The organism is Pseudomonas sp. MF06569 (assembly GCF_059862735.1).
The window spans coordinates 58,443-81,286 of sequence record NZ_JCBCUZ010000001.1; the positions used below are offsets into that span (position 1 = coordinate 58,443).

The 22,844-nt window shown below is 59.3% G+C and carries 20 protein-coding genes; 12 read left to right on the forward strand and 8 right to left on the reverse strand.

Going from position 1 to position 22,844, the window contains the following annotated elements:
• Positions 1–126 precede the first annotated feature (126 nt).
• The 3 genes from AC19YQ_RS00305 to AC19YQ_RS00315 are packed head-to-tail and all read left to right on the forward strand — an operon-like array spanning position 127 to position 3,920.
• A complete protein-coding gene (locus tag AC19YQ_RS00305) occupies positions 127–864 on the forward strand; it encodes a gluconate 2-dehydrogenase subunit 3 family protein (protein ID WP_133075000.1) in 738 nt (245 codons plus the stop codon).
• A 2-nt stretch (positions 865–866) separates the two neighbouring features.
• On the forward strand, positions 867–2,651 hold the full coding sequence (locus AC19YQ_RS00310; RefSeq protein ID WP_133075001.1) for a GMC family oxidoreductase: 1,785 nt from the start codon (positions 867–869) through the stop codon (positions 2,649–2,651).
• 12 nt (positions 2,652–2,663) lie between these two features.
• Positions 2,664–3,920: a c-type cytochrome gene (locus AC19YQ_RS00315; protein ID WP_500594351.1), complete on the forward strand. Its 1,257-nt coding sequence runs from the start codon at positions 2,664–2,666 to the stop codon at positions 3,918–3,920.
• Positions 3,921–4,021: 101 nt separating this feature from the next.
• Here the strand turns inward: AC19YQ_RS00315 and AC19YQ_RS00320 are convergent, their stop codons facing one another.
• Positions 4,022–4,663 carry a transporter substrate-binding domain-containing protein gene (locus AC19YQ_RS00320; RefSeq protein ID WP_500594352.1) on the reverse strand — a complete coding sequence of 214 codons (642 nt, stop codon included), beginning with the start codon at positions 4,661–4,663 and terminating at the stop codon, positions 4,022–4,024.
• Between the two features lie 139 nt (positions 4,664–4,802).
• Between AC19YQ_RS00320 and AC19YQ_RS00325 the strand changes: the two genes are divergently transcribed.
• Positions 4,803–5,240 carry a DUF4399 domain-containing protein gene (locus tag AC19YQ_RS00325; RefSeq protein WP_037032682.1) on the forward strand — a complete coding sequence of 146 codons (438 nt, stop codon included), beginning with the start codon at positions 4,803–4,805 and terminating at the stop codon, positions 5,238–5,240.
• A gap of 58 nt (positions 5,241–5,298) precedes the next feature.
• Here AC19YQ_RS00325 and serA read toward each other — a convergent pair whose 3' ends face one another.
• The gene (gene serA, locus AC19YQ_RS00330) at positions 5,299–6,528 is read right to left on the reverse strand and encodes a phosphoglycerate dehydrogenase (protein ID WP_133075005.1); all 1,230 of its coding nucleotides are present in this window, start codon (positions 6,526–6,528) and stop codon (positions 5,299–5,301) included.
• Between the two features lie 206 nt (positions 6,529–6,734).
• Here serA and AC19YQ_RS00335 point away from each other — a divergent pair, with 206 nt between their 5' ends.
• From AC19YQ_RS00335 to AC19YQ_RS00365, 7 genes are all read left to right on the forward strand, one after another.
• Positions 6,735–8,129, forward strand: a complete 1,395-nt coding sequence (locus AC19YQ_RS00335; RefSeq protein ID WP_019828298.1) for a D-2-hydroxyglutarate dehydrogenase — start codon at positions 6,735–6,737, stop codon at positions 8,127–8,129.
• 133 nt (positions 8,130–8,262) lie between these two features.
• Positions 8,263–8,928 (forward strand): fumarylacetoacetate hydrolase family protein, encoded by a 666-nt coding sequence (locus tag AC19YQ_RS00340; RefSeq protein ID WP_339475033.1) that lies wholly within the window; start codon positions 8,263–8,265, stop codon positions 8,926–8,928.
• 175 nt (positions 8,929–9,103) lie between these two features.
• Positions 9,104–10,144 carry a DUF5924 family protein gene (locus AC19YQ_RS00345; protein ID WP_219261996.1) on the forward strand — a complete coding sequence of 347 codons (1,041 nt, stop codon included), beginning with the start codon at positions 9,104–9,106 and terminating at the stop codon, positions 10,142–10,144.
• 79 nt (positions 10,145–10,223) lie between these two features.
• Positions 10,224–11,354, forward strand: coding sequence for an ABC transporter permease (locus tag AC19YQ_RS00350; protein ID WP_500594353.1), 1,131 nt, complete (start codon positions 10,224–10,226; stop codon positions 11,352–11,354).
• Positions 11,355–11,362: 8 nt separating this feature from the next.
• Positions 11,363–12,154, forward strand: a complete 792-nt coding sequence (locus AC19YQ_RS00355) for an ABC transporter ATP-binding protein (RefSeq protein ID WP_219262038.1) — start codon at positions 11,363–11,365, stop codon at positions 12,152–12,154.
• Position 12,155: 1 nt separating this feature from the next.
• Complete coding sequence (locus AC19YQ_RS00360) at positions 12,156–13,094, forward strand: MlaD family protein (protein ID WP_500594354.1); 939 nt, start codon at positions 12,156–12,158, stop codon at positions 13,092–13,094.
• Positions 13,091–13,717 carry an ABC-type transport auxiliary lipoprotein family protein gene (locus AC19YQ_RS00365; protein ID WP_326398839.1) on the forward strand — a complete coding sequence of 209 codons (627 nt, stop codon included), beginning with the start codon at positions 13,091–13,093 and terminating at the stop codon, positions 13,715–13,717. Before AC19YQ_RS00360 ends, AC19YQ_RS00365 begins: the two co-directional genes overlap by 4 nt.
• Positions 13,718–13,830: 113 nt before the next feature.
• On the opposite strand, the gene AC19YQ_RS00370 is transcribed toward AC19YQ_RS00365, so the two are convergent.
• From AC19YQ_RS00370 to AC19YQ_RS00380, 3 genes are read right to left on the reverse strand one after another with little or no spacing between them, the layout of a single operon-like run.
• Positions 13,831–16,893 carry an efflux RND transporter permease subunit gene (locus tag AC19YQ_RS00370; protein WP_133075012.1) on the reverse strand — a complete coding sequence of 1,021 codons (3,063 nt, stop codon included), beginning with the start codon at positions 16,891–16,893 and terminating at the stop codon, positions 13,831–13,833.
• Positions 16,890–17,957 carry an efflux RND transporter periplasmic adaptor subunit gene (locus AC19YQ_RS00375; protein ID WP_339475040.1) on the reverse strand — a complete coding sequence of 356 codons (1,068 nt, stop codon included), beginning with the start codon at positions 17,955–17,957 and terminating at the stop codon, positions 16,890–16,892. Before AC19YQ_RS00375 ends, AC19YQ_RS00370 begins: the two co-directional genes overlap by 4 nt.
• Positions 17,954–19,045 carry an efflux RND transporter periplasmic adaptor subunit gene (locus tag AC19YQ_RS00380; protein ID WP_500594355.1) on the reverse strand — a complete coding sequence of 364 codons (1,092 nt, stop codon included), beginning with the start codon at positions 19,043–19,045 and terminating at the stop codon, positions 17,954–17,956. Before AC19YQ_RS00380 ends, AC19YQ_RS00375 begins: the two co-directional genes overlap by 4 nt.
• A gap of 117 nt (positions 19,046–19,162) precedes the next feature.
• On the opposite strand from AC19YQ_RS00380, the gene AC19YQ_RS00385 reads away from it, so the two are divergent.
• Entirely contained in the window at positions 19,163–20,326 is a 1,164-nt protein-coding gene (locus AC19YQ_RS00385) for an AAA family ATPase (protein WP_500594356.1), read from the forward strand.
• Positions 20,327–20,379: 53 nt separating this feature from the next.
• Here AC19YQ_RS00385 and AC19YQ_RS00390 read toward each other — a convergent pair whose 3' ends face one another.
• The 3 genes from AC19YQ_RS00390 to AC19YQ_RS00400 form a co-directional block, all read right to left on the reverse strand.
• Positions 20,380–21,162: a MetQ/NlpA family ABC transporter substrate-binding protein gene (locus AC19YQ_RS00390; protein WP_133075015.1), complete on the reverse strand. Its 783-nt coding sequence runs from the start codon at positions 21,160–21,162 to the stop codon at positions 20,380–20,382.
• A gap of 134 nt (positions 21,163–21,296) precedes the next feature.
• Positions 21,297–22,205 (reverse strand): sigma 54-interacting transcriptional regulator, encoded by a 909-nt coding sequence (locus tag AC19YQ_RS00395; protein WP_133075016.1) that lies wholly within the window; start codon positions 22,203–22,205, stop codon positions 21,297–21,299.
• 49 nt (positions 22,206–22,254) lie between these two features.
• Positions 22,255–22,836, reverse strand: coding sequence for an alpha/beta hydrolase (locus tag AC19YQ_RS00400; protein WP_133075017.1), 582 nt, complete (start codon positions 22,834–22,836; stop codon positions 22,255–22,257).
• Positions 22,837–22,844 lie beyond the last annotated feature (8 nt).

The window sequence follows — 22,844 nt, forward strand, 5'->3', positions numbered from 1 at the left end:
GTATTTGTAACCAAAGTTTGCAAGCGTGTTGTTTTCCTTCGGTCAACATCGACCCGTATCGCTGCCAAAACGAAAAGCTGCCCATGAGCGGCTGTAATCCGTGACTGCCTGATGAGGTGCCCCCGCATGTCTGAACAAGACAACCCCCGGCGTGAGTTTTTGCGCAAAACCCTGACCCTGATTCCAGTGGTCACTGTCGCCAGCACCGGTCTGGGTAGCACGGTGATGATGGCCACGCCTGCGGTCGCCGCGCCTGAACCTGCACAGCGCCCTTCGAGCCCTGGCAAAGCGTATGAGCCGACGTACTTCACGGCTGAGGAGTGGGCGTTCGTAAACGCCGCGGTCGCACGCCTGATCCCTGCAGACGAGCAAGGCCCCGGCGCTTTGGAAGCCGGTGTACCGGAATACATCGACCGCCAGATGAACACGCCTTATGCCAGCGGTGCGCTGTGGTTCATGCAAGGCCCGTTCAATGCCGACGCGCCACCCGAGATGGGCTGGCAGAGCAAACTGGTACCAAAACAGATCTATCGCCTGGGCATCGCTGCCACGGAGGAGCTCTGCAAAAAAGCCTATAACTCAACATTTGCTGGGCTAGACAGCGCTACCCGAGACGAAGTGCTCAAACAACTGGAGGCCGGTACGCCTAAATTCGATAGCGTTCCGGCCAAGATGTTTTTCAGCTTTTTGCTGCAAAACACCAAGGAAGGCTTCTTTTGCGACCCTATTCACGGTGGCAACAAAGGCATGGTCGGCTGGACCATGATCGGCTTCCCCGGCGCGCGCGCTGATTTCATGGACTGGGTCGAACGCAACGAGCAGTACCCCTTCCCGGCAGTTTCCATTCGCGGCGAGAGGGCTTGAGCATGTCGACCGTTATGAAAAAAGTTGATGCAGTTATCGTCGGTTTCGGTTGGACCGGCGCGATCATGGCCAAAGAGCTGACCGAAGCTGGCCTGAATGTTGTGGCCCTTGAGCGCGGCCCAATGCAGGACACCTACCCGGATGGTAACTATCCACAGGTGATTGATGAGCTCACCTACAGCGTGCGTAAAAAGCTCTTTCAGGACGTCTCCAAAGAAACCGTCACCATCCGCCATAGCGTCAATGACGTGGCCTTGCCTAACCGCCAGCTGGGCGCGTTTTTGCCTGGCAACGGTGTGGGCGGCGCGGGTTTGCACTGGTCGGGCGTGCACTTTCGGGTCGACCCGATGGAGCTGCGCATGCGTAGTCATTACGAAGAGCGCTACGGTAAAAACTTTATCCCCAAGGACATGACCATCCAGGACTTCGGCGTCAGCTATGAAGAGCTGGAGCCGTTTTTCGACTACGCCGAAAAAGTCTTCGGTACTTCGGGCCAGGCCTGGACCGTAAACGGCCAATTGGTCGGTGAAGGCAAGGGTGGCAACCCTTATGCAGCGGATCGCTCCGATCACTTCCCGCTGGTGTCGCAGAAGAACACCTACTCGGCACAGCTGTTTCAGAAAGCGGCCAATGAAGTGGGCTACAAGCCTTACAACCTGCCGTCGGCCAACACCTCGGGGCCTTATACCAACCCCTATGGCGCGCAGATGGGCCCGTGCAACTTTTGCGGCTTTTGCAGTGGTTATGTCTGCTACATGTACTCCAAGGCATCGCCCAATGTAAATATTCTGCCAGCGCTCAAGCCGCTGCCGAATTTTGAGCTGCGCCCTGACGCCCATGTCATCCGGGTCAATCTGGACAGCACCAAGAGCAAAGCCACCGGTGTGACCTACATCGATGCACTGGGCCGTGAGATCGAACAACCGGCCGATCTGGTGATCCTGGGTGCATTCCAGCTGCATAACGTGCGTTTGATGCTGCTGTCGGGGATTGGCAAACCCTATGACCCGAAAACCGGTGAAGGTGTGGTGGGCAAAAACTTCGCCTACCAGAACATGGCCACCATCAAGGCGTACTTCGACAAAGACGTACACACCAACAACTTCATCGGCGCTGGCGGCAATGGCGTGGCAATCGATGATTTCAATGCGGATAACTTCGACCACGGGCCGCACGGCTTTGTCGGCGGTTCGCCGATGTGGGTCAACCAGGCGGGCAGCCGGCCGATTGCCGGGACTTCAAACCCGCCGGGCACCCCGGCGTGGGGCAGTGCCTGGAAGCGTGCAACCGCCGATTACTACACCCACCAAGTGTCGATGGATGCCCACGGTGCGCATCAGTCCTACCGTAGCAACTACCTCGATCTGGATCCGGTGTATCGCGATTCCTTCGGCCAGCCGCTGCTGCGCATGACGTTCGACTGGCAAGAAAACGACATCAAAATGAACCGTTTCATGATGGGGAAAATGGGCAAGATCGCCGAAGCGATGAACCCGAAAGCCATAGCCCGAATCGGCAAGCAAGTCGGTGATCACTTCAATACGGCCTCCTACCAGACCACTCACCTTAACGGTGGCGCGATCATGGGCACGAATCCGAAAACCAGTGCACTGAACCGTTACCTGCAGAGCTGGGACGTGCACAACGTGTTTGTGCCGGGTGCGTCTGCCTTCCCGCAAGGCTTGGGATACAACCCGACAGGTCTGGTTGCTGCGTTGACCTATTGGTCGGCTCGGGCGATCCGCGAGCAGTACCTGAAAAACCCCGGCCCACTGGTTCAGGCATAAGGAGCGATGACCATGAAAGCATTTGTTATCGCGACCCTGACACTCTTCGCCAGCCTCTCGGCGGTGGCTGCAGACAGTGACCCGCAAGCGTTGGTCAAGCAAGGTGAATACCTGGCTCGCGCCGGTGACTGTGTGGCCTGCCACACCGCCAAGGACGGCAAGCCGTTCGCCGGTGGCCTGGCGATGGAAACCCCGATCGGTACGATTTATTCGACCAACATCACGCCGGGCAAAAGCGGCATTGGCAGCTACAGCTTTGAAGATTTCGACAAAGCCGTGCGCCACGGCGTCGCGCAAAATGGCAGCACCTTGTATCCGGCCATGCCGTATCCGTCCTATGCGCGGGTCAACGAGGCCGATATGCAGGCGTTGTATGCCTACTTTATGAAGGGCGTGAAACCTGTCGAGCAAGTGAATCAGGAGGCCGATATTCCGTGGCCGCTGAGCATGCGCTGGCCGTTGGCGATATGGCGCTTGCTGTTTGCTCCGCAGGTTGAAGACTTCAAGCCGCAAACCGGGCAAGACGCGGTGACGAGTCGCGGCGCGTATCTGGTGGAAGGCCTTGGGCACTGCGGTGCGTGCCACACGCCACGGGCACTGACCATGCAGGAAAAAGCCCTGAGTGCCAGCGACAGCCCGGCGTTTCTGTCAGGCAGCGCACCACTGGAGGGCTGGATCGCGAAGAACCTGCGCGGTGATCACAAGGACGGTCTGGGCAGTTGGAGCGAGGCGCAACTGGTGCAGTTCCTCAAGACCGGGCGCAGTGATCGCAGTGCTGTATTTGGTGGCATGAGTGATGTGATCGTGCACAGCATGCAGTACATGTCCGAGGATGATCTGACCGCTATCGCTCGATACTTGAAGTCGTTGCCTGCGGTTGATCCGGCTGACGTGCCCCATCAGTACGATCCGGCGGTAGCGGATGCCCTGTGGAACGGTGACGACAGCAAGCGCGGCGCGGCGGTGTACATCGATAACTGCGCGGCCTGCCATCGTACTGACGGTCACGGCTACACCCGAGTGTTCCCTGCCCTGGCGGGTAATCCGGTGTTGCAGTCGGCGGACCCGACGTCGCTGATTCATATCGTGCTTAAAGGTGGGACGTTGCCTGCGACGCATACGGCGCCGTCGACCTTCACCATGCCTGCTTTCGACTGGCGTTTGTCGGATCAGGAAGTGGCCGATGTGGTCAATTTCATCCGCACCAGTTGGGGTAACAAGGCGGGTGAAGTGAAGGCCGGGGATGTGAAGGCGATTCGCACACCCTGAGTATCGGGTGGGAGCGGGCTTGCTCGCGATGCAGTTGACCCGGTATGCCTGAATGACCGATTCGATCCCATCGCGAGCAAGCCCGCTCCCACAGTGGGTATTCAGGGTTGTTTTGCACCCATCCCGAACCATTTCTGCGACAGGGCCTCCAGCCGGCCATCGGCCTTGATCCGCTGCAGTGCCTTGTCCAGGCTGGCCTGGAACGCCGGGTTGCCTTTCTGGAAGGGAATGGCCAGGGCAACTTCCTCATCCGTGACCGGCGTTTTCTGCGCCACGGTTACCAATGGCCCGCGGTCGACAAACGCGTTGCCCTGAACTACGCCTAATGTCTGGCCCTGCAACATGGCAAGGCTGTTGGGTGAGCGCGGCGGTTCCTGCCGGGCTATCGTCTGCGCTTGCAGGTGGCTGTAAGGCTCGCTGAAGTCGAAACGATCCTGAAGTTCGGGAGTCAAAGCGATGTGGTTGATGGCAACGTCGTATTTGCCGCTCTCAACGCCCGGCAACAGGTCATTGCTGTCCGTCACAAGAATGGAGGGATGCACGTCCAGTTCCTGAGCCAGCAGTTCGCCCAATTCCACGTCAAAGCCGGTCAGGCGCCCGTCTTGCTTGAAGCTGAACGGGGGCATATCGGCCTCAAGGGCGATGCGCAGTTCGCCCCGGTCGTTCACGTCGTCGATCAGTTCGGCTTGAGCAAAAGGGCTCGCCAATGGCAGTAAAAGCATCAGGCCTGGCAGGAAACGCATGGACACTCCTTGGAATTTGTTGCAAGCGATTCGCAATTGGCGTCCGCTTTGCTTTATGTTGGTCAGTTGCGGCGTTGGACAACAGATTGGCTCAAAGTTGTCCGGCGTCGAAGAATTTTGCAAAAAACCGGAGAAAAAAATGAAAGCTCTACTGTCTCGTGTTGCGTTGGCTTCTGTGTTGATGGGCGCTTCGGTCATGGCGACTGCGGCTGGCCTGGAATCGGAACCGGCTCCAAAAGGCGCCAAGGTTTTCATCGTCGAACCTAAAGACGGTGCCACCGTTGATCAAACGTTCACCGTTAAATTCGGTATCGAAGGCATGCCTCTGGCGCCTATCACCGAAGCCACTCCCCATGCTGGCCACCACCACCTGCTGATTGACGTCGACCAGTTGCCAGCCGAGAACGCACCGATCCCGGCCGATGCCAACCATATCCACTTCGGCAAGGCCCAGACCGAAACCCAGGTAACCCTGCCACCCGGCAAGCACACCCTGCAACTGGTGCTGGGCAATCAGGTACACGTGCCGTTCAAGCCAAGCATCGTGTCGAAGAAAATCACGGTTGATGTGAAATAAGTATTTTCGACCCACAAAAAAGGGAGACCCGAGGGTCTCCCTTTTTAGTAGCGCGCGTTTAGAACAAAACGCGGCAACGGATCGTGCCGTTGACGGTCTGCAACTTCTCTTGCGCCAGGTCCGAAGACTCGGCATCCACGTCGATCACTACATAGCCAACTTTTTCGTTGGTTTGCAGGAACTGACCGGAGATGTTGATCCCGTTTTCGGCGAAGATCTTGTTGATCTCGCTCATCACACCCGGGATGTTCTCGTGGATGTGCAGCAGACGGTGCTTGCCAGGGTGAGCCGGCAGGGCCACTTCAGGGAAGTTCACGGACGATACCGAGGTACCGTTGTCGCTGTACTTGACCAGTTTTTCTGCCACTTCCAGACCGATGTTGGCTTGCGCTTCAGCGGTGGAACCGCCGATGTGCGGGGTCAGGATCACGTTGTCCAGGCCGCGCAGCGGGCTTTCGAACACGTCGTCGTTGGAGCGCGGCTCAACCGGGAACACGTCGATGGCGGCGCCGATCAGGTGCTTGTCCTTGATCGCGTCAGCCAGGGCGTCCAGCTCAACCACGGTGCCACGTGCGGCGTTGATCAGAATCCCGCCCTTTTTGATGGCGCGGATTTCTTTCTCACCGATCATCCACTGGGTGGCTGCGGTTTCAGGAACGTGCAGGGTGACGATGTCGGACATGCCCAGCAGTTCGTGCAGATTGCCAACCTGGGTTGCGTTGCCCAATGGCAGCTTGGTCACGGTGTCGTAGAAGAACACTTGCATGCCCAGGCCTTCAGCCAGTACCGACAGCTGAGTGCCGATAGAGCCGTAACCGACGATACCCAGCTTCTTGCCACGGATTTCGAAGGAGTTGGCCGCGCTTTTGATCCAGCCACCACGGTGGCAGGAAGCGTTTTTCTCAGGGATGCCACGCAACAACAGGATCGCTTCAGCCAGCACCAACTCAGCCACCGAACGGGTGTTGGAGTACGGGGCGTTGAAAACAGCGATACCGCGTTCGCGAGCAGCGTTGAGGTCGACCTGGTTGGTGCCGATGCAGAAACAACCAACAGCGACCAATTTCTTGGCGCAGTCGAACACTTCTTCGGTCAGCTGGGTACGAGAACGGATGCCGATAAAGTGGGCATCAGCGATCTTTTCCTTCAGCTGGGCTTCAGGCAAGGAACTGGTGATGTACTCAATGCTGGTGTACCCGGCAGATTTGAGCACTTCAACAGCGGATTGGTGGACGCCTTCCAAAAGAAGGAACTTGATCTTGCTCTTATCGAGAGAAGTCTTGCTCATCTGCGTAAACCTGTGTCCCAGAGAAAAAATGGCAGGGAATGGACAGCGAGAGCTGACCTGGCCGGCGTGAAGACCGGCACCGAGAATCGTCCTACGGCTCGATTCTGCGGGGGGGTCGTATGCTAGCATAAGCGCCCCGCTAAACACCCATTCCTGCGACGTGAAGCGTTCTCAGGATGACCATGAATTGTTCGAGAGTTCTGTTGATGACCCATCCTGCCTTGATTGATGAGCTGAAGACCCTGGTAGAGCCTGGCAAGGTCCTGACCGATGCCGACTCCCTTAATGCTTACGGCAAGGACTGGACCAAGCATTTCGCCCCGGCCCCGCTGGCCATTGTGTTCCCGAAAACCACTGAACAAGTGCAGGCCATCGTGCTGTGGGCCAACGCCCATGACGTGGCGCTGGTGCCATCGGGTGGCCGTACCGGTTTGTCCGCCGCCGCCGTGGCCGCCAATGGCGAAGTGGTTGTGTCGTTCGACTACATGAATCAAGTGCTGGACATCAACCTGACCGACCGCACCGTGGTCTGCCAGCCGGGTGTGGTTACCGAGCACCTGCAAAACCTGGCCGAAGAAAACGGCCTGTACTACCCGGTGGATTTTGCTTCGGCAGGTTCCAGCCAGATTGGCGGCAACATCGGCACCAATGCTGGCGGGATCAAGGTTATTCGCTACGGCATGACCCGTAACTGGGTTGCGGGCATGAAAGTCGTGACCGGCAAGGGCGACGTGCTGGAGCTGAACAAGGACCTGATCAAAAACGCCACCGGCTACGACATGCGCCAGCTATTCATCGGCGCTGAAGGCACCCTGGGCTTTGTGGTGGAAGCCACCATGCGCCTGGATCGCGCACCGAAAAACCTGACGGCGATGGTGTTGGGTACTGCCGATTTCGACTCCATCATGCCGGTGTTGCATGCCTTCCAGAGCAAGCTGGATCTGACGGCTTTTGAGTTCTTCTCCGACAAGGCGCTGACCAAAGTCATGGACCGTGGCGACGTGCCTTCGCCGTTCGAGACCGACTGCCCGTTCTACGCGCTGTTGGAATTCGAAGCGACCACCGAAGAAGTGGCCAACGCTGCGCTGGAAACCTTCGAACATTGCATGGAAGAAGGCTGGGTGCTTGATGGTGTGATGAGCCAGAGTGAAACCCAACTGCAGAACCTGTGGAAACTGCGCGAGTACATCTCCGAGACGATTTCCCACTGGACGCCCTACAAAAACGACATTTCGGTCACTGTGTCGAAAGTCCCGGCATTCTTGAAGGAAATTGACGCGATCGTCGGCGAACACTACCCGGATTTCGAAATTGTGTGGTTCGGTCACATCGGTGATGGCAACCTGCACTTGAACATTCTCAAGCCTGAAAACCTGAGCAAGGACGAGTTCTTCGCCAAATGCGCGACGGTGAACAAGTGGGTGTTTGAAACCGTTGAGAAGTACAACGGTTCGATCTCTGCCGAGCACGGCGTGGGCATGACCAAGCGTGATTACCTGACCTACAGCCGCTCGCCGGTCGAGATCGAATACATGAAAGCCCTCAAGGCCGTGTTCGACCCGAAGGGCATCATGAACCCCGGCAAGATTTTTGCGGTTTAAACCCTAGCGTGTAGTCGCTGCCGCAGGCTGCGAAGGATTGCGGAGCAATCCGTTTTCCTGAAGCCCTTGCGATTCCTTTCGCAGCCTGCGGCAGCGACTACACACAATCAGCATCCATCAGCGGAGTCGGTCAATGAGCTATCAGCACCAGTATGTCGACGGTACCCGGATTCACTTTCCTATCGGTAAAGTGGTGTGCATCGGCCGCAACTATGCCGAACACGCCAAGGAACTGGACAACCCGATCCCGTCTGAACCCCTGCTTTTCATCAAGCCGGGCAGTTGTGTCGTACCGCTGGACGGTGGTTTCGCGATTCCAACCGAACGCGGTTCAGTGCACTACGAAGCAGAAATTTCAGTGCTGATCGGCAAGCCTCTGTCGAATAACCCAAGTGCTGAAGAAGTGCTGGACGCCATCTCCGGTTTTGCCCCTGGCCTGGACTTGACCCTGCGCGACAAGCAGACCGAGCTCAAGGGCAAGGGTTTGCCCTGGGAAATCGCCAAGTCGTTCGACGGCGCCTGTGTACTGGCCCCGTTCGTACAGAGCAGCACCTTTCCTGATCTGGCCGATATCGGCATTCGCCTGACCATCAATGGTGAAGTGCGCCAGGATGGCAACAGCGCCCTGATGCTCAACCCGATTGTGCCGATGATCCAGCACATGGCTGCGTGCTTCTCGCTGCAAGCCGGTGACGTCATCATGACCGGCACTCCAGTAGGCGTTGGTCCGCTGAATGTGGGCGACGAACTGGTACTGGAACTGACCGGCGCCAGCCGCTTCGAAAGCAGCGTACGTTAAGCGTGCGTTGTAGGAGCGGGCTTGCTCGCGATGGTCTCAGCACGGTTTGCCTGACAGACCGCAGCGACTCAATCGCGAGCAAGCCTACTTCCACAGTGTCATGAAGTCCCGGACGCGGAGCGCCTAAAACGCTATTCTGTCGAGGATATTTCCTATACAGAATGTGAACTGCCGAATGCCTAACTGGAACCTCCTCATACAGCGCGTCCTTGAGTTGATGAAGCGCTATCCGGGGCTCATTGCGGCGTTCGGTTTTTGCTCGGGCGTGGGCAGTTTTATCCTGGTGGACCGTCAACAGGGCATGGCCCGCTGGATCGCCGTGATCCTGCTGGTGAGCTGGGTCTGGTTGATGCTGGAAAACAGTTTTACCCAGCTGTTCAGCCGGGTGTTCAAACGCGAGATACCCCCGCCGCTGCTACGTTATGCGACCCAGATGATCCATCAGGAAAGTCTGTTTTTCGTGTTGCCGTTTTTCTTTATCACCACCACCTGGAACAGCGGGCAGCTTGTCTTTACCGGGCTTTTAGGGGTGTGCGCCCTGATCACCATCACGGACCCGCTGTATTACAAATGGCTGGCCCCCCGACGCTGGCTGTTTTTGGCGATGCACACCCTCGCCCTGTTCGCGGCGATGCTGACGGCGCTGCCGATCATCCTCAACCTCACCACTTCCGAGAGCTACAAGCTGGCGCTGGGCACTGCTGTGTTGCTTTCAATCCCCAGCCTGGCCGTGAGCCTGCCGCTCAAGACCTGGCGCGGCTGGCTGGTGCTGCCGCTGATTGTCCTGGCCCTGGGCGGCACCGGCTGGCTGCTGCGCTCCTGGGTGCCGCCTGCCACGCTGTGGATGACCGAAGTGGCGGTCACCACGCAACTGCAAGACCGCACGCCGGGCGAGAGCATTAAAGAAATCAGCGTCAGCGAGTTGCGTGGCCGTGGTCTGTACGCTTACACCTCGGTCAACGCGCCGCGGGGTTTGAACGAGCGGATTTACCACGTATGGCAACTCAACGGCCAGGAGGTCGACCGTATCGCGCTCAATATTCAGGGCGGGCGCAAAGAGGGCTACCGCGCCTGGACCCACAAGCAGAATTTCCCGCCCAACCCGGTGGGTCGCTGGCAAGTTCGGGTATTGACTGAAGATGGGCAATTGATCGGTGTTTTGCGCTTTCGGGTTAACCCAGATCAATCCGCGCCTGTGCCTGTTCAGGCAAACTGAAACACTTTTGCAGGATTGTGCTATTACATAAGGTCTGTGTTCAAACGTACTTAGCTGGGAGCTTAAGACTATTACGGCCATGGCGGGCAATGCCCAACTAGACACTTCCAGTAACCCGGCGCGGCTGTTGATCAGCGGCGACTGGACGCTTGCCCATTACACCCGCCTCAAGCAACAGACCGAGCAACTGATGGGCAAGTACGACGCCCAGACCGCTATCAACCTGGATGACGTGACCAGTATCGATACGGCAGGTGCGTCACTGCTGGTGGAGCTGCTGGGTGCCGAGCGGGTCGGCCAGTTGACCGACACGGCACAAAAACTCCCCGCCGCAGACCGCGCCTTGTTGCAGACGGTCTATTCCTCGATGCGCGACTTTTGTGTGCCGGTCAAAGCCGCCCCGCAGAACGTCGCGATCCTGTTGCTCAGCCGCATCGGCAGCGCGGTCTACAAGCTGTGGCAAGACGCCCTGCAATTGCTCGGCTTTATCGGCCTGATCCTGCAAACCCTGGCGCGTAACCTGTTCAGGCCCAAGCAATGGCGCATCACGCCGGTAGTGGCACACATCGAGCAGATCGGCCTCAACGCTGCCCCGATTGTGATGCTGCTGACCTTTATGGTGGGCGCCGTGGTGGCATTTCTGGGGGCCACGGTGCTGGCCAGCTTTGGTGCGGGGATCTTCACCGTCGATCTGGTGGCGTTTTCCTTCCTGCGTGAATTCGGCGTGCTGCTGACCGCCATCCTGCTGGCGGGCCGTACCGCCAGTGCCTTTACGGCGCAAATCGGCTCAATGAAAGCCAACGAAGAAATCGACGCAATCCGCACCCTGGGCCTCGATCCGATGGACTTGCTGGTGCTGCCACGGGTGCTGGCCCTGTTGATCGCCCTGCCGCTGCTGACCTTCCTGGCCATGATGTCGGGCATCATCGGCGGCGCCGTGGTGTGCGTGATCTCGCTGGGTATTTCTCCCGACATGTTTATTTCGATGTTGCACTCTGACATCGGCGTTAAGAACTTTCTGGTAGGCATAGTCAAGGCACCGTTTTTTGCCTTTCTGATCGCTGCGGTGGGCTGCCTTGAAGGTTTTAAAGTCAGCGGCAGCGCCGAATCGGTCGGTGCCCACACCACGTCCAGCGTGGTGCAATCGATCTTTATCGTGATCGTCCTCGACGCCGTGGCCGCGTTGTTCTTCATGGAGATGGGCTGGTGAGTACTTCCCTGCGCAAGCCCGGCGAGGCGGTGATCGAGGTGCGTGATCTGTGCAACCGCTTTGGCAGCCAGAGCGTGCACGAACACCTCGACCTTGATGTGTACAAAGGCGAAATCCTGGGAGTGGTTGGCGGCTCCGGTACCGGTAAATCGGTACTGCTGCGCAGCATTGTCGGCCTGCGTCGACCCACTGAAGGCCAGGTGCGGGTGTTTGGCCAGGACTTGATGAGCCTGCAAGAGGCCGAGCGCTCGTTGATCGAACGTCGCTTTGGCGTGTTGTTCCAGCGTGGCGCGTTGTTTTCGTCGCTGACCGTGACGGAAAACATTGCCCTGCCCCTGATTGAACACGCGGGCCTGAGCCGCCCTGACGCCGAGCACCTGGCGTGCGTCAAGCTGGCGCTGGCCGGGTTGCCGTTGTCGGCAGCCGATAAATACCCCTCTTCGTTGTCGGGGGGGATGGTCAAGCGCGCCGCGCTGGCGCGGGCACTGGCACTGGACCCGGACATCCTGTTTCTTGATGAGCCCACCGCCGGGCTTGACCCGATAGGCGCGGCGGCGTTTGACCAACTGATTCTGACCCTGCGCGATGCGCTGGGCCTGAGCGTGTTTCTGGTCACCCATGACCTGGACACGCTGTACACCATCACGGACCGGGTGGCTGTGCTGTCGCAAAAACGGGTGCTGGTGGCGGCACCCATCCGGGAGGTCGAAGACTTCGACGACCCGTGGATTCACGAATATTTCCATGGCCCCCGTGGCCGCGCCGCATACGAAGCGGCAACCCAGCTTAAGGAGCAATGACATGGAAACCCGTGCCCATCATGTATTGATCGGCTTGTTCAGCGTCCTGGTCGTCGTCGGGGGCATGCTGTTCGGTCTGTGGCTGGCCAAGGCGAGCATGGACAGCACGTTCAAGGACTACGAAGTGGTGTTCAACGAAGCCGTCAGCGGCCTGTCCAAAGGCAGTTCGGTGCAATACAACGGCATCAAGGTGGGTGACGTCATTGAGTTGCGACTGGATGACAAGGATCCGCGCCGCGTGCTGGCCCGCATCCGCCTGGCCGCCAGCACCCCGGTCAAGGTCGACACCAAGGCCAAGCTGGCCCTGACCGGCGTGACGGGCACCTCGATCATCCAGCTCAGTGGCGGCGACCCGAACAGCCCGGACCTCAAGGGCAAGGACGGCAAGCTGCCGGAAATCGTGGCCTCTCCGTCTCCGATTGCCCGGCTGCTCACCGACGGCTCCGACCTGATGGCCAACGTCAACATGCTGCTGCATAACGCCAACAGCCTGTTCTCGGAAGAGAACGTCAGCCGCGTCAGCAAGACCCTGGACAACCTTGAGCAAACCACCACGGCCATTGCCGGTCAGCGTGGCGACATCAGCCAGACGCTGAAACAGCTGGCCCAGGTTGGCAAGCAGGCCAGCGCCACCCTTGAGCAGACCACCGCGCTGATGCGCAATGCCAACGGCCTGCTGAGCACCGATGGCAAGCAGATGTTCAGCAGCGCAGAGCGCGCCATGAAGTCGCTGGAACATAGCAGTGCGACCATCAACACGCTGATCGACAACAATGAGGACTCGCTCAATAGCGGCCTGCAAGGTCTGAATCAACTGGGCCCTGCGGTCAACGAGCTGCGCGAAACCCTCGGCACACTGCGCTCGATCTCGCGGCGCCTGGAAGCCAATCCAAGCGGTTACTTGCTGGGCCGCGAACAGAACAAGGAATTCACTCCATGAAGCGTACCTATCGCCTGGCAGGCTCCATCGTGCTTGCGACAAGCCTGAGTGTGCTCAGCGCCTGTTCGATACTGCCCAAGCCCGAGATGGTCGACGTGTACCGGCTGCCGGCTGCGCAAGCGCCCATGGCTGCGAGTCACAGCGCGCCGGTGAAGTGGTCGTTGCGCCTCGACAAGCCGATGGCCAGTGGAGCCCTGAACAACCAGAACATCGCCGTGGTGCCCGAGGGCAACCTGATCAGCAACTACAAGGGCGCACGCTGGACTGACACCGCGCCCGTGTTGATGCGCAATCGTCTGCTTGATGCCTTCTTGCAGGATGGCCGAATCCAGGGCCTGAGCACCGACGACAGTAACTTGCAGGCCGATTACGAGTTGGGTGGAGAGTTACTGGCGTTCCAGACGCACTACAACGGCAAAAGCCCTGAAGTGCTGATCCAGTACAACGCCCGTCTGGTTCGCAGCAGCGATCAGCGTGTGATTGCCTCCAAACGGTTCGAAGCACGTCAGCCCCTGAGCAATCCATTGGTGCCGGGCGTGGTTGCAGGGTTTGGCCAGGCCAGTGATGTGCTGATGCCGCAAGTGGTGCAGTGGGTCATGCAGCAAGGGCAAGCGCAGCGCTGATTGACCTTGCTTCAGATCTTGTGGGAGCGGGCTTGCTCGAGATAGGAATGACGCGGTTTACCGGGTAAACCGCGCCGTCTCAATCGCGGGCAAGCCCGCTTCCACAGGGGTCATCAAACATGGGCTGGCGGCGGCTCTTTGTTCTCCTTGATCTTGTACGAGGCCACATACAGCGCTGGCAGGAACAGCAGCGTGAGTAAGGTGGCCGACAGGATGCCGCCAATCATGGCGTAAGCCATTGGTCCCCAGAACACGTCGCGGGCAATCGGGATCATCCCCAGGCTGGCCGCTGCCGCCGTCAGCAGGATCGGTCGGCGACGGTGCTGGGTGGCTTGCATCACGGCATGCCACGGGTCATAGCCGTCGCGTTCGTACTGGTCGATCTGGGTCACCAGAATCACCGAGTTGCGCACGATGATGCCCACCAGCGCCAAAATCCCCAGAATCGCCACAAAGCCCATCGGCGTCCCGGTGGGCACCAGCGCCAGCACCACCCCGATCAGCCCCAGCGGCGCCACACTCACCACCAGGAACATCTTCTTCACGCTTTGCAGCTGGATCATCAGGAAGGTGGCCATCAGGAACAGCATCAACGGCACCACCTTGGCGATCGGGCCCTGGGCCTTGGCGCTTTGTTCCACCGTACCGCCGGTTTGCAAGGTGTAGCCCTGGGGCAGGCTTTCGGCGAACTTGTCGATCTCAGGCTTGAGTTGCGCCACCAGGTCGGTCGGTTGCATCGAGCCACGCACCGAGGCCTTGAGGGTCAGGGTGGGGATCCGGTCCCGGCTCCATATCAACGGTTGCTCCAGCTCGTAACGTACCGTGGCAAAGGCCAGGAGCGGAATCGAAGTGCCGCTGGGGGTGGTGATCTGCAGGTTGAGCAGGGTTTCAGGGGTGCCGCGCTCACTGCTGTTGGCCCGCCCGACGATGTTGACCAGGTAGATGTTGTCCTTGACCTGGCTGATGGCGGCACCGCTGACGATGCTGTTCATCACATGGGCCACGTCCTCGGACGACAGTCCGAACTGGCGGGCCTTGTCCTGGGCAATGTCGATGCGCAAGACCTTGCCGGGTTCGTTCCAGTTGAAAATGGTTTCGCCGACGTTGGGGTTGGCGTCGAGCACGGTGGCCAGGTCGATCGAATACTTGCGCACCAGGTCGATGTTTTTGCCGCTGACCCGGTACTGCAACGGTTGCCCCACCGGAGGCCCCAGTTCCAGGGTATGGACGAAGCTGCCGACCCCCACGAACTCTTCGCGCAGACGCTTGTTGAGACGCTCCATCAAGGCGTCGCGGCTATCAAGCCCGGTACTGACGATGACCAGTTGGGCGTAGAAGGGGTTTTGCAGTTGCTGGTCCAGCGGCAGGTAGAAACGGATTGCACCTTCGCCGATGTACGAGCTCCAGCGCACGATATCCGGATCGCCCTTGAGTGACTCTTCAAACCGCTGGGTAACTTTGAGGGTTTCCTGAATTGAAGCGTTTTGCGGCAGGTTCAGGTCGACCAGGATTTCGGGGCGATCGGAGGCCGGGAAAAACTGGTTCTGCACCAGCCCCATGCCGAACACCGACAGCACAAACATCAGCACCGTGGCGCCGATGGTCCACCAGCGATTACGCATGCACCACAGCAGGGCAGTGTTGAAAGCCCGGGCCAGGCGCCCGGGTTCTTCGGACTTGGGTTTAACCTTGGCACTCAGAATATGCACACCCAGCACTGGCGCGAACAGTACCGCCACCACCCACGACACCAGCATCGCCACGGCAATCACCGCGAACAGGGTGAAGGTGTATTCCCCCGCCGAGCTGTTGTTCAGACCGATGGGAACGAAACCTGCCACCGTCACCAGGGTGCCGGTCAGCATCGGGAAGGCCGTGGAGTGATAGGCAAAGGTGGCGGCCTGCTCCTTGGTTTCCCCCAGTTCGAGGCGCGTGATCATCATCTCCACCGTGATCATCGCGTCATCCACCAGCAGGCCCAGGGCGATGATCAGCGCACCCAGCGACACCCGCTGCATGGCAATGCCGGTGAATTCCATAAACACGAACACCAGCGCCAGTACCAGCGGGATCGAGATCGCCACCACCAGGCCGGCTCGCAGGCCCAGGCTGATGAAACTCACCGCCAGCACGATGACCACGGCTTCAAACAGCGCACTGGTGAAGCCGCTCACGGCTTCTTCAACCACCTGCGCCTGATCGGACACCATGTGTACGCCCACTCCCACCGGCAACTCTGCGGTCAGTTCATCGATGCGTTCCTGCAGTTGCTTGCCGAACTCCTGAATGTTGCCGCCATCAATCATGGCGATTGCCAGACCAATGGCGGGCTTGCCGTTGTAATGAAACATGGGGGCCGCCGGGTCAACGTAGCCCCGGGTGATGTCGGCGATGTCGGCCAGGCGGTAAAAACGGTCGTTGACCCGCAGGTTCACCGCGGCCAGGTCTTCAACACTGTGGAATTGCCCAGAGGTACGCACCGACATGCGTTCGGGACCCGCCTCGATGACGCCCGCAGGGGTAACGGCGTTCTGGGCTTGCAGGCTTTCCAGTATTTGCTGTTGATCAAGGCCCAGCGCTGCCAGCTTGCGGGTCGAAAAATCCAGGTAGAAGGTTTCTTCCTGCTCGCCAATGGTCATCACCTTGCCGCGATTGGGTACATCGCGAATGCCGGTGCGAACCTGCTCCACGTAATCGCGCAGCTGGCGCATGGTGAAGCCGTCGCCGGTGAAGGCGAAGATGGTGCCGTAGACATCACCGAACTCATCGTCGAACCCCGGGCCTTGAATGCCCTGGGGGAAGTCGCCGCGAATGTCGCCGATTTTCTTGCGCACCTCGTACCAGATATTCGGGATGGCATCGGCCTTGGTGGTGTCCTTGAGGAACACAAACACCGTGGACTCGCCAGGGCGGGTATAGCTTTGCACGTAGTCGAGGGAATCCAGCTCCTCGAGCTTTTTCTCGATGCGGTCGGTGATTTGCAACCGGGTTTCATCGACCGTGGCGCCGGGCCAGCGGGTCTGGATCACCATGGTTTTGATGGCAAAGGACGGGTCTTCGGCCCGGCCCAGATTGATGTACGAGAAAATCCCGGCGACCACCGCCACAAACATCAGATACCAGACGAATGACTGATGTTTCAGGGCCCACTCGGACAGGTTGAACTTCCCATTCATTGCGAGCTTTCCTTATCGAGTCTGACTTTCTGCCCAGGGGTAAGGCTATGCACGCCTGCACTGACCACCATGTCGCCGGTTTTGATGCCGCCAGATAACAACACGCTTTTGGCATCGCGCCGCAGAACCGTGACGTCACGGGGGCTGACGGTCTGGGTTGCGGCGTCGATGATCCACACGCGGGTGTGGCCGTCGGTTTCCTGCATGGCGGTCAGTGGCAGTTGAAAGTGCTCGGCGGTCGGGCTGCTGACGGTCACGCTGACCGAGCTGCCAAGTCGAAACGCCGCCGGGGTCGAGTCCAGTGTCAGGCGGGTGCGTCGTGTGCGGGTTGCACTGTCGGCCTGTGGAGCGATTTCGCGGATATGGGCGCTGGTGTTGATGTTCGGGTCGAGCTGGCCGGCAACGCGGAACTCGATGCCTTTGGGCAACGCCTCGGCCAGCGGTCCCGGCAGGTCGATCACCGCCTCTTTGATTTCAGGTCGCGCCAGGGTGACGACTTCCTGGCCGATGCTCACCACTTGCCCGGCCTCGGCCTGCCATTGCGTGATCACGGCGTCATGGTCGGCGCGCAGGTTGCAGTAACCGAGCTGATCCTGGGCCTGATTCACCGCCGCCTGTGCCTGTTGCACCGAGGCCTGGGTGGTCTTGAGGTCGGCTTGTGCCGTGTCCAGTTGGGCCTGGGCGCCCACACCACGGTCGAACAGCTCTTGCTGGCGGCGGGCGTTGGCTTTGGCGTTGATCAATTGCGCTTGTACCTTGGCCAGGTCGCCCTGTGCCGAACGCAACTGATTTTGCTGATCGGTGGGGTCGAGGTTGGCCAGAATGTCGCCCTGTTTGACCACCGTTCCCACGTCGTAATAACGGCGCACGATGCGCCCCGGCACACGAAAGCCCAGGGTACTTTCGTAGCGGGCTTCGATATTGCCGGCAAAGCGTCCCAGATCTTGCGCCAGCTCTGGCTGTGCCACCACATACAGTGCGGGCCGAATGGGTTCGGGGGGCTGTTTTTCAGAGCATCCCGCCAGCAGTGCGGCGGCCAAGGGCATCATCCACAAACGCCTCATAGTTGAGCTCCCTGGGCTGGAGTGGGGACGATTTCAACCTTCATGCCGGGGTGTAGCAATTGCCCGCCTGCGACCACGACTTTTTCTCCATCCTTGAGCCCTTCGCTGACGATGACGCTGCCGGTCAGGTAGCGCCCGACCTTGACACGCTGCAGGCGCACGTTGTTTTGTTCGTCGGCGATCCATACGGCGGGCTCGCTGATGTCCTTGGTCAGGGCTGACCACGGCAACTCAATGCTGGGGCTGGAGGGCGGGGTCAGGTTGACGCTGACAATCGAACCCAGGTCCATGCCTTTGGGCAGTGCATCCAGTTGCACCTTTATTTGCAGCGTGCCGCTTTGTGCCGCCACGGTGGGGGTGATTTCGCGGATCTGGCCGTTGACCTTGATCGCCGGATTACTCAAGAGCGTGACCTGAACCGTGGGGTCCTTGGGCGGCTCGATAAACAGCGATTCGTACACGTTGAACACCGCATCCCTTGCACCATCGCGAGCCAGGGTGAATATCGGCATGGTGGCCTGCACCACTTGGCCTACCTCGGCCTGGCGCGCCGTAATAATGCCGGGCGCCTCGGCTTCAAGGTTGCTGTAGCTCAATTGTTCACGGGCGTTGGCCAACTGCGCCTGGGCAGCAGTCAAGGCACTTTTGGCGCTGAGCTGGGCGGCGTTGGCAGCGTCGTATTCGCTTTGGCTGGTGTAGCCTTTTGGCAGCAGCTTTTGCTGGCGAATAAACGCAGCACGGGTTTGCACCACTTGTGCCTGTTGCGCATTGACGCTGGCCTGGGCGGTTTCGACCTGGATCTTCAGGTCCTTGGGATCGAGGCGGGCGAGCACCTGATTAGCCTGGATGTGGTCCCCCACATCCACCTTGCGCTCGATAATCTTGCCGCCTACGCGAAATGACAGCTGGGTTTCGATCCGGGCCTGAATATCACCGCTGAGTTGAATGGGCGCAGCGAACGCTCGAGTGCTTACCTGCTGCACATACACCCTTGGGGACAAAGGCTCCTTAGGACCCTCTTTGCCGCACGCGGTGAGAAACGCCAACAGGCTCAAGCCCAAAATGCCCGTGTTCAGTGGACCTGCCATGCAAGCTCCTTTGCGTGATGCCGATTAACATGCGGATACGGGTGATAGCGTAGAACAGTGTTCAGCGTCTGTGGGACTCTATTGCCGCCTATCAGCTTCACGAAATGAGGTCATACCATGCTCACCACCCTGGCCGTGGCCAACTATCGTTCGATCAATCAGTTGGTGGTGCCTTTGGGCAGGCTGAACCTGATCACTGGCCCCAATGGTAGTGGCAAATCCAACCTTTACCGTGCGCTGCGGTTACTGGCCGAAACCGCCCAGGGTGGCGTGGTGAATGCATTGGCCCGTGAAGGCGGGCTGAGCTCGACGTTCTGGGCGGGACCTGAAGTGATCTCCCGGCGCATGAAGTTGGGCGAAGTCGATGTACATGCCAGCGTGCGTCAGGAAACCAAGCGCCTGCGCCTTGGATTTGCCGGAGAGGATTTCAGCTACGCCATCGCCCTGGGCTTGCCGATACCCGGACGCACGCAGTTCAACCTCGACCCTCAGATCAAGCACGAGAGTATCTGGGCAGGGCCTTTTTACCGGCCGGCCAGTGAATTGATCGAGCGTAAAGGCCCGATGGTCCGCGCGCGTAATGGCCGTGACTGGCAGGTGCTGGCACAGCACACGCCGCTGTTCGACAGTCTGTTTGATCAGGTTGGCAGCTTGCAGGCTTCGCCCGAAGTGTTGCAGCTGCGCGAATCGATCCGTGGCTGGCGCTTTTACGATCACTTTCGCACCGACCCCCAAGCACCTGCGCGTCAACCGCAACTGGGCACTCGCACGCCGGTGCTGCATCACGACGGCCGTGACCTGGCGGCTGCGTTGCAAACTATCATCGAGGTCGGCAACCCCGAAGTCTTGCATGCCGCAATCAGCGATGCATTCCCTGGCGCCCGGTTGAAAATCGAGTGCGTGCCCGGCGGGCATTTTTATATCGAGTTTTATCAAGAGGGGCTGTTGCGCCCGTTATCGGCCGCCGAGTTGTCGGACGGTACCTTGCGATACCTGCTGTTGGTCGCAGCTTTGCTGACTCCGCGCACGCCCAGCATGATGGTGCTCAACGAACCCGAGACCAGCCTGCACCCTGACCTGCTGCCCGCGTTGGCGCGGTTGATCACCCGCGCCTCGCAACACACCCAGATCTGGGTCGTGTCCCATGCCCGACGGTTGATTGCTGTGTTGCAGCAGGATGCGGACTGCAATTGCATCGTGCTGGAAAAAAACCTTGGCCAGACTGAAGTGGTCGGTCAGCGCTTGCTGGACCAGCCCGCCTGGCATTGGCCAGACAAATAAAAACGCCGACGGCCCTATAAGCCGTCGGCGTTTTCAGTGGAACGTGTGCTTGATCAGAACGCTGGCAGCACCGCGCCTTTGTATTTTTCAGCGATAAAGGCTTTAACTTCCGGGCTGGTCAGGGCTTTGGCCAGCTTCTGGATGGCCGGGCTGTCCTTGTTGTCCGGACGGGCGACCAGGAAGTTCACGTACGGTGAGTCAGCACCTTCGATGATCAGTGCGTCGGTGGCCGGGTTCAGGCCAGCTTCCAGCGCGTAGTTGGTGTTGATCATGTCCAGGTCGACCTGGTCCAGTACCCGTGGCAGCAGTGCCGACTCAAGCTCTTTGAACTTGAAGTTGTGCGGGTTCTTGGCGATGTCTTTTGGGGTGGACACAGCGTTGGTCGGGTCTTTGAGTTCGATCAGGCCGGCCTTTTGCAGCAGGATCAACGCACGACCGCTGTTGCTGCCTTCGTTAGGGATGGCGATGGTTGCGCCGTCTTTAAGCTCGGACAGGTGTTTGATTTTTTTCGAGTAGCCGCCGAACGGTTCAACGTGAACGCCGATCACGGTTTGCAGATTGGTGCCTTTACCTTTATTGAAGCTTTCGAGGTAAGGCAGGGTCTGGAAGTAGTTGGCATCCAGGTGTTTCTCGGCAACCTGGACGTTAGGTTGCACGTAGTCGGTGAACACTTTGATTTCCAGATCCACGCCTTCTTTGGCGAGGGTCGGTTTGATCAGCTCAAGGATTTCGGCGTGGGGAACAGGGGTGGCAGCCACCACCAGTTTTTCGCCAGCCTGTGCCAGGCCTGCCGTCAGAGCAGCCGCCAATGCGGTAAACAACAGAACCTTTTTCATGCAATACCCTTAAGTGTGTGACCGTTCGCAGGACGGTTTTATTGGAAGACGAAACAGACAATACCGAGATTCTTTATTCCAGAACAATAACTTTTATTCAGCTTGTTATGCCTTTTTGTTCACTTGAGTTTTATTCAGCTCAAGGCCTGTGGGAGCAATTGCTTGATTGCCGCCAACTCCTGTCCTGTCGCCCCCTTGATAAACAGCTCAATCTGGCTCAGTGCGTCGGGCAGGTTCAGGTGCTCGGGCTGGATCTCGTCGCCGGTGCTGACCAACAGCGCAAAATGAATCACGTTTTCCAGCTCCCGGGTGTTGCCCGGCCAGCTGTAGCGCTCAAGGACCCGCTGCGCGCCGTCGCTGATAAACGGTACGGGCAGGTTCAGGCGCTGGCTGTAGATGCCTAAAAAGTATTCGGCCAGCGACAGGATGTCACCGGGCCGTTCGCGCAAGGCGGGTAACTCCAGCCTTCCTTCGCTGAGGTAGTGATACAGCCGCTCGTGGAATTTGCCGGCACTGACCGCCTGCGCCAGATCGATGCTGGTGGCCGCCACCAGACGCACGTCCACAGGGCTGGGTTGATGGGCGCCTACGCGAGTGACTTCGTGGGTTTCCAGAGCCGCCAGCAGCTTGATCTGAATCGCCAGGGGCAAGTCGCCAATTTCGTCCAGATACAGGGTGCCGCCATTGGCCGAGCCAAACCAGCCGGCGCGGCTGCTGGCCGAACTGTTGTGTGCTCCGGCGGCATAGCCGAACAGTTCGGCGTCTGCGTAGGTGGGGCTGATCGCGCCGCAGTTGACCGACACGAACAAGCCGGTGCGGTCGCTGGCGCGGTGGATATGCCGGGCCAGCAGTTCCTTGCCGCTGCCGGTTTCGCCACGAATCAACACCGGTAGCGCACGGGGCGCCAACAGTTCCAGATCGTTGCGCAGTGTGCGTGAGCGAGGGTCGACAAACACCAGCGCCTTGGCGCGAATGCTCAGCGGGCTTTTTTCCGCGTCGGGAAAGGTCAGCAATGGCTGGCCAAAAGTTTCATGCAGGCTCATGACAGGCTCCCACCCGCAGCCGTTGGGTGGGCGCGGGCGTTTCAGAAATTCATGCTCGGCGCAGGGCACCGTGCTCGATGCGGGTTTGCAGGCGGTACAAAAAGGCGAAGCCTTGCTCCCAGCGCTGGTGTCCGGATTTGACGTTGATATGCCCAGCGCCGCTGATCACGCCAATTTCGGCGCCCCACTGGCGGGCGAACTCCATCGCCCGTGGCGCACTGACCGCCCCATCGTTATCTGAGGTGACAATCTGGCTGGGGAACGGCAAAGGCTGGCTCGGGATAGGAGCAAAGTTGCGCAAGGCGGGCGCACAGGCGGGACGTTCGACATCTGCCGGGGCCACCAGCAACGCGCCGCGCACTTGGCCAAGCAGGCTTTCTGGCGCACGCTCGGCCCAATGGGCTACCGTGATGCAACCCAGGCTGTGGGCAATCAGAATCACGGGGGTGCTGTCGGCGGCAATGGCTTCGGCCAAGGCAGCGATCCAGTCTTCGCGCCGAGGCGTGAGCCAGTCGGCCTGCTCCACCCGGGCACTGTTCGGTAAGCTGTTTTGCCAGTGGGTTTGCCAATGATCGTCGGACGAACCTTGCCAGCCCGGCACTATCAAATAGCGAATCGAATCGTTGCCCATGGGTCTGC